Consider the following 8,700-nt stretch of genomic DNA (forward strand, 5'->3'; position numbering starts at 1 on the left):
ATCGTCAAGGGTGCCAAAACCCTCATCTAAAAAGAAGAATTCAAGGGGGGCAGTACCCTTAAGTTGTATTTGAGCAGATAAAGACAATGCTAATGCAAGAGATGCTAGAAACGTTTCTCCACCTGATAAAGTCGAAGCATCTCTTATAGCTCCCCCATTTTTATAATCTCGAATGATGAATTTTCCTTTTTCATCTACTTCAAGACCATAATTTCCTCTAGTAATCCATTTTAGCTTTTCAGATGCTTCTAAGGATACATACTGAAGCTGATAGGAAGCTACGTATTCTACAAAGCGTTTTCCCTTAAATAATTTCTCTAAATCCCGTAAAAGGCCTAATTTTTCATCTATTTTTCTTTTCTCTTTTTCTATATTCTTTTTTTCGTCTAATCTTCTCCCCATATTATTTAATTCATTCTCAAAGCGTATTCTCTTGGTCTCTAGTTCTCTTTCTTGAGTGTTGATTTTTTCCCAGTCTTCTTGTATTTTTTCATAGTCTTCTAGGGATATATTCTTTCCACTCATGTTCTTTAGAATTCGATTTACAGCACCACTTAATTGATTAAAATCATTATTGAATTTGTCGATTCTCTTTTGTAGCTTGTTAAGCTCTTCTAAAGTCAAAGAGCAATCTCTCACTTCTTCTGCTGTTACAAAATTCTCTTCGTATAGTTTTACTTTTAAGCTTTCCTGTACCTCTTGAAGCTCTTTTTCCATAGAAAGAAGATAGGACTTACTTGTGTTTAGCTTTTCGCTGTATTGGCTAAAATCTGTATCGTTTTTTTCCTTTTGATTTTGGCTTGTTTCAAAATCTTTTTTAATCTTTTCAATCTTTTCTTTTGTCTTTTCTAATTCTTTAGAAATATCAGAAATCTGCCTAAGCTTAGAGAGTAGAGAGTTTTTCTTTTCTTCAATACTCTTTTCTACTGCCTTTAAATCTGAACTCTTTTGAGTACAAATAGTGTGTAAGTCCGATTCTTCTTTAATAAGAATCCCCTCTTGCTCTTGATCGACCTTTAATCGTTCCCTTAGTGTTTTTAATTGATTTTGTAGATCATTTTTTATCCTTTCTTTTTCGTTTATTTCTTGCATTTCTTTCTTTATATCAGGAATTTGCAAACTCTTTTGGAAATTTTCTAGTGCTATTTGATTTTCCTGTAATTCCTTTTTGATCGTTTCTAATTGAGCCGAAATTTGTGTCTTTTGAGTACTGTAATTGTTAAGTCTTTCCACAGATGCGCTAAAAGTGATTTGTTTTTCTGTATTTTTTTTTGTTATTATTTGAATTCTCTGTTCTAGCTTGTCTTTTTCTTCTTTGTGTTTTTGAATGCTTTCTTGTAATTTTTTAAAATTTTCTTCTAATATCTCAATAGGATGCTCTAAGAAATCTTCACCTAAAGACTCTAAATCCCTTTTTATTTTTAGAATATTTTTGTTCTCTAGTCCCAATTCTCCTTCTGCCTTTGCTATTTGTGCAGATAAAGAGTGAATTAAGTCTGATTTTTCCTTTAAGGATTCCTCTAATTTCTTTACATTAATCCTAGAAGAATCGCTTACTTCTATATTATACATTGTAGAGCCGCAAACAGGGCAAGAGTCTCCCTCTTTAAGATTTTCTCTTAGAGAAAGAGCTATGTTCTCTGTTTTGAGTTGGTTTATGTTTTCATTTAACAAAGTAAACTCTTCTTCTAAAGCTATTTTTTTATTTTTCTTCTCTTCTAATTCCTTTTCGTAATTTTTAATCTCTTCTTCCTGATTCTTTATCGCTAAAGAGTAATCACTATACATCTTCCATTTATTCTTGTAATCATTTAATTGATTGCTAGATACTAGAAGGGATTCATCATCTCCAGGTGGAGACTGAGTTAAGGAGCGTAGTTTTTCATTTTGTTCTATTAATGACTTTTCCTGTTCTTCTATTTCTTTCTTTAAAAAATCATATTCTCCTTTTGTATCATCCATATCTTTTAGAATGCCTTTTCGTTCATTCTCTCTTTGAATTTTAGTAGCCTTTAATTCATCTATTTTTTGATCTATAGAGAAGGCCATACGAAGTTGTTCTACATACTCATGAGGACTATTTACCTTTTCAAGTTCCTGCTCTTTACTTGTTATATCATCATTTGTCTCTTTTACTTTTTTCTGCAAATTTTCTTTTTTCTTTTGTTTTTTCTCTAAATTTTGTGTATTTTCTTTAAATTCTCTTGTTAGGGCTTCTTTTTCTTTGTATAAGGCACCCAATGCTTCTTCAATTGCTAGCCCATCTTGAAGTTTAAATTGAAGTTCCTGTAATACAGGCAATTCGTCTTCTTTTGATTTATGGGCCTTATCGTATTTTTCTAGAATCTCTGCTCTTTTTGATTCAATAGATTTTAATTGATTACTTAGCTCATCATTTTTTTTCTTTTCAGCCTCTATGGCCTTTATCTTTTTATCAAAGTTTTGAATATATGGAAGAACCCTCAATGCTTTTTGTCCTAGTTGCACTTTTTCGTTCCACTCTTTGACTTCTTCCCTTTGTTCTTCTAGAATATTCATATCTTCCATGTATTTATTTAGCTCTAATTGTAGATTCCACAAGGCCTTAGACTTTGAGTATATGTCTTCCATTTTAACCTTCTCTATATTCATACGCTCTTGTTCTTCTTTGATAGTGCTCATTTGTTTTTCTTTTTCATCTATGAGTTCTTTGTTTACATCTTCATAACTTTTTAACTGTCCACTCATTTCACTTTCTTCATGTCGGTACTTGCTGATTTCATTGTACAGCTTTTGAGACAACTCATCTCCATATTTTTCGAGATTAAACAAGCGCTCTAGCATTTCCCTTCGTTCTTTGCCCTGCAATTTTAAAAACTCACTAAACTTCCCTTGTGGTAGGACCACCGTCCTCGTAAAGTCATCAATATTTAATCCGATGATTTCCTGGCATTTATTATTTACCTGGCGTACTTGTTCTTCAAGTATATTTTCTTGCTCCTCTGTAATGTCAATAATTCGTGCTAATTTTGTGTGGATGCTTCCTGATTTGTCCCTTTTAAAATCCCTAGTAACACGGTATTTTTTCACTTGAGCAGATGAAATTTGAAATTCAAAGCTCACTTCCATGGTATCCACATTAGTATTAATATAATTTGAGCTTTTTCGAGCCATTTCTCCATATAAAGCTAAGGTAATTCCATCTAGTATTGTAGATTTACCACTACCCGTAGGACCAAAAATGCCGAATAAGCCTTTTTGGGTCAGCTTCTCAAAATCGATTACCTGTTCTTCTATAAAACTATTTAACCCTTTAACCTTCAGCTTCAGCGGCTTCATACATATCCTCCTTAACCAGCTCTAGTAGCATATTAACAAGTTCCTCATCAGGCTCTGTCTCTCTTTCATTTTTATAAAACTCTCGAAAAATATCCTCGAAGGATTTATCGGCCATATTTGTTATTTCATTTCTGGGTTTTTCATCACATAATAATATGGGCATGATTTCAATGATATCCTTTTTATAATTTTTCATAGTCTTGATTTCATTTTCTCTAATAAAACGCTGGGTCTTGATTTCCAAATAAGTCCAGCATTCTTTTGTGCTATTCTCTTCGCATAGGGCAATTGCTTCTTCAATGCTATCACACTGCCAAACTTCTATGGGCTTGTACACCTTTAGGGGAACTTCATGAATAAGAGCTTCTTGTCCTGGCTCTAAATCTACAATGAAGCACTTTTTTTGAAAATGTCTTTCTTTTTTATTGTAATGAATAGGCGAACCAGCATAGCGAGCTCTTTTTTGAGTACCTGGCACGATTTGAGGCTTGTGAATATGGCCTAATGCGATATACTGTGCCTTTTGTGGAAAATACCTTCCATCAATAATATAACTTCCTCCAAGCTGTATATTTCTTTCGGAGCCTTCCTCCTCACTTCCCATAGCAAACAAATGACTGACTACTACATTAATCGTGTCTTCTCTAAAATAATTCTCTAGCTCTGTAAAGAGAGCTTGTATCCTCTCTGCATAAGTTGCTAATTTTTCTTCATCTGTAGTCAATTCCTTATACAAAACTTCATTTAATCTCTTTTCGCTAGGGTAAGCAATGGTTAGAATTACGACCTTTTCTCCGTTGATTTCTACTTCTATCATACCCTCACTGCTAGCAATTACTTTATGCTCTCCATAAGAGCCCGTTTGAGCTACTGTCTTTGGGGTGCCAAGCATAATAATCCCATGATCTCTTGCTAAAGGTCCTGCAGCAATTAAACGCTCTGGATTATCGTGATTGCCAGCTATAACTAAGATCAAACGCTCCCCATGAGCAGATATCTTTTTAAGGGTATCATAAAACATCTTCTCTGCTCGAGCAGGGGGATTACTGGTATCGTAAATATCCCCTGCAATGATAACCATATCTACTTCTTCTCTTTGAACAATCTCTATAAAATCCTCTAGAAAGGATTCTTGCTCGTCCATACGACTAAATCCTTCTAAGTGTTTTCCCAAATGCCAGTCCGCAGTATGTAAGATACGCATAAAACTCCACCTTTTTCTTTAGCTGTTTTTCTATTAATAGCTATTATAACATACGAGGTAGTAAGGTGGTAAGGTGGCAGGGTAGTAAGCAAATATATAGTTGTTAGTACTAAATTCCATAGAAAGTTCCGCTTTCAGCTTTCGGCTTTCAGCCACATTTTTTGTCTGTTCACAACAACTTCTAACTTAGAACTTAGAACCTAGAAATTACAACTTAATTCGTGTTATAATATGTTAAAATAAATGTCGTTTCGTGACGAAGGAGTGTAATATGGACTTTAATAATGTTATATTTGCATTTGGGCTTACTGTATTTGCAGGTTTATCTACAGGGATTGGAAGTCTTTTAGCCCTTTTTACAAAGAGAACAAACTATAAGTTTTTATCTCTTGCTCTTGGCTTTTCTGCAGGAGTAATGGTTTACATATCTATGATTGAAATCTTACCAGAATCTAGGGCTTATCTTACTAGAGAATTAGGAAGTGAATTAGGTCCTTGGGTTTCAGTTGCTTCTTTTTTTGCGGGAATATTAATTATTGCTATCATCGATAAATTAGTGCCAACTGAAGATAATCCCCACGAGCCACATATCGCCGAAGAAATCAAGATGGTTGAATATATAAATCAACACGACAAACACTCTAATCACAAATTAAAAAGAATTGGCGTCCTCACGGCGCTCGCTATAGCCATTCACAATTTTCCTGAAGGTTTAGCAACTTTTGTAGCTTCTATAGAAGATTCTTCATTGGGTATTCCTATCGCTATTGCCATTGCGATTCATAATATACCTGAGGGAATTGCTATATCTATACCTGTCTTTTATGCTACTGGTAACCGAAAGGAATCTTTTAAGTTATCTCTTTTATCAGGGCTATCTGAACCTCTTGGAGCAATAATCGGATACTTTTTACTGTATGCCTTTTTTGGCAGCATGAAATTATTTATAGGCATTTTATTTGGTATTGTAGCTGGAATTATGGTATTTATCTCCTTAGATGAGTTATTACCAACAGCAAGAGCTTATGCTGAAACACATCTAGCAATGTATGGATTAGTAGCTGGAATGGCTGTCATGGCCGTAAGCTTATTACTTTTCATGTAAATCACCTGTTTTAATTCTAAGTCTTATATAAAAGGTAGGGGTGGTATCAACAATTGAGTATTTGCGGAAAGCGGAAAGCTGACAGCTGAAATTTAGGTCACCCATGGTGACCTGCTAAGGCACCCTACTCTTCATTAGCTCCCACCAAAAAAGCATGGCCTTTCTGACTAGCTAACTAATCAAGCTTTTCCAACTAAAGTTCCGCTTTCAGCATTCAGCTTTCAGCTAAAAAGGTTTTACTGACCACCCGACCACCTTTTTCATACACTCTTTTCTTAACAGTGCGTATGATATAGCAAGAAAGGATGTGACAAAGGTGATTTACAATCGAAATGCTGCCGTTCAATACGCTTTACAATATGCTCTAAACCCTAATCCAGATTATGTGTACTTTGAAAATGATGACTGTACAAATTTTATCTCTCAATGCTTACGGGCTGGTGGCGCTCAAAACGACTATAATAATACACACCCTTGGTGGTATAACAATGGTCAAACTTCTATCAGCTGGGCTGTAGCCCATTCACTTTATTGGTATATACGAACTACTACAGTGGAAAATAGAAGCTTTGGCATAAAAGCAGATACTTATTACTTAGCAAATCAAGATTTATACTCTAGAGATATTGCTGGAAAAGTGCAGATAGGAGACCTTATACAATACAAGAATTTTCAAGATCGAATTCAACACTCAACTATTATCACTGGGTTTGATCCTATAACGGGCGAACCCGTAGTATCACAACATACCTTTAATGGAAGAAACGTAACCTGGAGGAAGAACTTTAAAGAAGCGATTTTTCATCATATTACGAGTATTAACAGATGAAAATACGGTTGGACGGTTGGTCAGTTGGAAGGTTGGACGGGAAAGACTTAAAGGCAGGAAGCGGAAAGTTGAAAGCGGAAGAAAAACATATCTCCCCTAGGGGCGAGGAAATGTAAGAGCCTTGGCGACGAAGGATCTCCATAACCTAGCAACTTAGACACAAATAGTATCACTCTTAAGAACAAGCAAATGGGCTGTTGCAATAGCATCTTGAAAAACTGATATGCTCACTTCTAGGTAGACAAGTGAAATAATAAAAACTTGTTTGCTTGGAAGGGAGCATATCATTAACAACAATTGCTCTTAAATAATTCGATATACATCAATAAAGTAACAGAAAAGATTTTTTCATTATGTTCTATTTCTATGGAACCATTATACTTTTCTAAAACAGCTTTAATACTTTGAAGACCAACACCATGATTGGACTTATCCAACTTTGTTGTGAGAAATGTATTGTTTTCCTTAATGATTTCTCCTTCAAACGGATTATCAATATGTAATACAAATCGACCCTTGTCATATTTTATTATAATATTAATATATCTTTCCTCTATTAGCTTAGAAACAGCCGTTGTTGCGTTATCAAGTAAGTTCCCTAATATAACCGCCATATCAAAGGACGGAACATTTAATTCTTCCGGGACATTAACATCCAGTGTAGTTTTTATTTTCTTTTGCTCTGTCTCTTGCAGCTTGAAATCTAAAATACTATCCACTGAAATATTTCCAGAATGGGTATATTCCTTTTGTTCACCGAAAACCATTATTATATCGGATATATGTTTAAGAGATTTTTCTTTTTCTTCATTTTGAACCAATGTATATATGATTGATAGATGATTTTTCGAATCATGTTTTATTGTATTTGTGTTATGGTCAATACTATATTATGAATCTGACAAGTTCAAAGAATATTATGTAGTGGCAAAGTTGCCTGTCCGGTGTTGCGAATAGCACTCACCCGGACAAACAGAGCCCCCTATATTTTTACTCAGCCTAGGTTATATACAACCCATGATTACATCAGTAAGAGTTCCTCCCTCTCAGTTACATAGGTCTTTGGTACCTACCATATCACAAGATTTAATTCTGCTAGCAAAAAAATGGTCATTTTATTGTAATTTTCGACCGTTTTTACTTTTTATTACTCTTTCTAATATACACTACACCGGCAATAGCTACTATCACCGTGTATATAGCCATATAATCAGAATATTGATCCCTCCATTTACCAATTCTATCTAAAATAATTGTTAAAAGCAATGGTACGTCTATAAATAAAAATATTACACCCATCTGACGACTAATCTTTCTACTATCATACTGCTCTCTTTCTTGTTTCGGCATAGTATTCAAGCCCGCTACAAATCCCGCACCATTTCCAATTAATAATAATATAGTCATTATAAGGAACACAACTAGGATAACTACATCAATATATTCTTTCATCATTACCTCCAATTCTACTAATCCTACAGTCTGTTAAGAAACGAGTCTTTTCTTTTAACTATATCAACACGATTATAAACCACCTTCAAATAATTTAGTTTCATTATTTGTATACGTCTATCAACATATTGAAATAATTCATCCGAAATACGAGGATGTGTTTTTCTAAAAGTATCTTCATTGCGCATCCATAACGGATCATCATATATAGACTCATCCACATTAATTCCATACTTATGCCTAACCTTCCATAGATCGGATGGTAACAGCATCAGCCAGTTAAGATTACACAAAATATTATATCGGGATGCAATGTCTTCAATTGTATTTAATGTTTTCTCTATTTCATCTCTACTTTCCCATGGAAAACCAATAATAAAAGAAAGGTTTACTATCTTACTTAACCCCGCTTTTGCTATTATATGAAGTCCTTGATATAATTGTTTGACAGTTATTCCTTTTTTAATTGCTTTTAGACCCTGATCGTATCCGCACTCAACTCCTATCTGCATCCCATATAACACACTATGAGGGATTTTATCTAGAAAACCCTTACCAATTATATTTGATATTCTTGCTTCTATAAATGCTTTCTTCGTCCCTCCATAACTTCGATGCAGTTTATTGAGTATAGCAACTGCTCTATCTGTATCAACTGAAAAACAATCGTCAACAAAAAGAATCAGATCATTGTCCATTAGATTTTGTGTTTCATTAATCGCATAATCGATTCTTTTAATAACTCAAACTTCGCACATGAATAATTGTCTTAAAGTATTGGAATTCATGGGT

At 34.2% G+C, this 8,700-nt stretch carries 7 protein-coding genes; 2 read left to right on the top strand and 5 right to left on the bottom strand.

Annotation, left to right across the window (positions count from 1 at the left end; genetic code table 11):
* The coding region (locus Q7P22_RS14660) for an SbcC/MukB-like Walker B domain-containing protein (protein ID WP_303865122.1) at positions 1-3,318 on the bottom strand (3,318 nt) is incomplete at its 3' end.
* Positions 3,293-4,522 (bottom strand): exonuclease SbcCD subunit D, encoded by a 1,230-nt coding sequence (locus Q7P22_RS14665; RefSeq protein WP_303865123.1) that lies wholly within the window; start codon positions 4,520-4,522, stop codon positions 3,293-3,295. The genes Q7P22_RS14660 and Q7P22_RS14665, both read right to left, overlap by 26 nt.
* Before the next feature lie 271 nt (positions 4,523-4,793).
* Between Q7P22_RS14665 and zupT the strand changes: the two genes are divergently transcribed.
* Together zupT and Q7P22_RS14675 are read left to right on the top strand one after the other, a co-directional pair.
* Entirely contained in the window at positions 4,794-5,627 is an 834-nt protein-coding gene (gene zupT / locus Q7P22_RS14670; protein ID WP_303865124.1) for a zinc transporter ZupT, read from the top strand.
* Between the two features lie 316 nt (positions 5,628-5,943).
* Positions 5,944-6,456, top strand: coding sequence for an amidase domain-containing protein (locus Q7P22_RS14675; protein WP_170128228.1), 513 nt, complete (start codon positions 5,944-5,946; stop codon positions 6,454-6,456).
* 287 nt (positions 6,457-6,743) lie between these two features.
* Here the strand turns inward: Q7P22_RS14675 and Q7P22_RS14680 are convergent, their stop codons facing one another.
* From Q7P22_RS14680 to Q7P22_RS14690, 3 genes are all read right to left on the bottom strand, one after another.
* Positions 6,744-7,277: an ATP-binding protein gene (locus Q7P22_RS14680; RefSeq protein WP_303865125.1), complete on the bottom strand. Its 534-nt coding sequence runs from the start codon at positions 7,275-7,277 to the stop codon at positions 6,744-6,746.
* A 316-nt stretch (positions 7,278-7,593) separates the two neighbouring features.
* A complete protein-coding gene (locus Q7P22_RS14685) occupies positions 7,594-7,908 on the bottom strand; it encodes a DUF3784 domain-containing protein (RefSeq protein WP_303865126.1) in 315 nt (104 codons plus the stop codon).
* Positions 7,909-7,931: 23 nt separating this feature from the next.
* On the bottom strand, positions 7,932-8,606 hold the full coding sequence (locus tag Q7P22_RS14690) for a hypothetical protein (RefSeq protein WP_303865127.1): 675 nt from the start codon (positions 8,604-8,606) through the stop codon (positions 7,932-7,934).
* Positions 8,607-8,700: the final 94 nt, after the last annotated feature.

This window comes from Alkalibaculum bacchi (assembly GCF_937875145.1).
GTDB classification, from domain to species: domain Bacteria; phylum Bacillota; class Clostridia; order Eubacteriales; family Alkalibacteraceae; genus Alkalibaculum; species Alkalibaculum bacchi_A.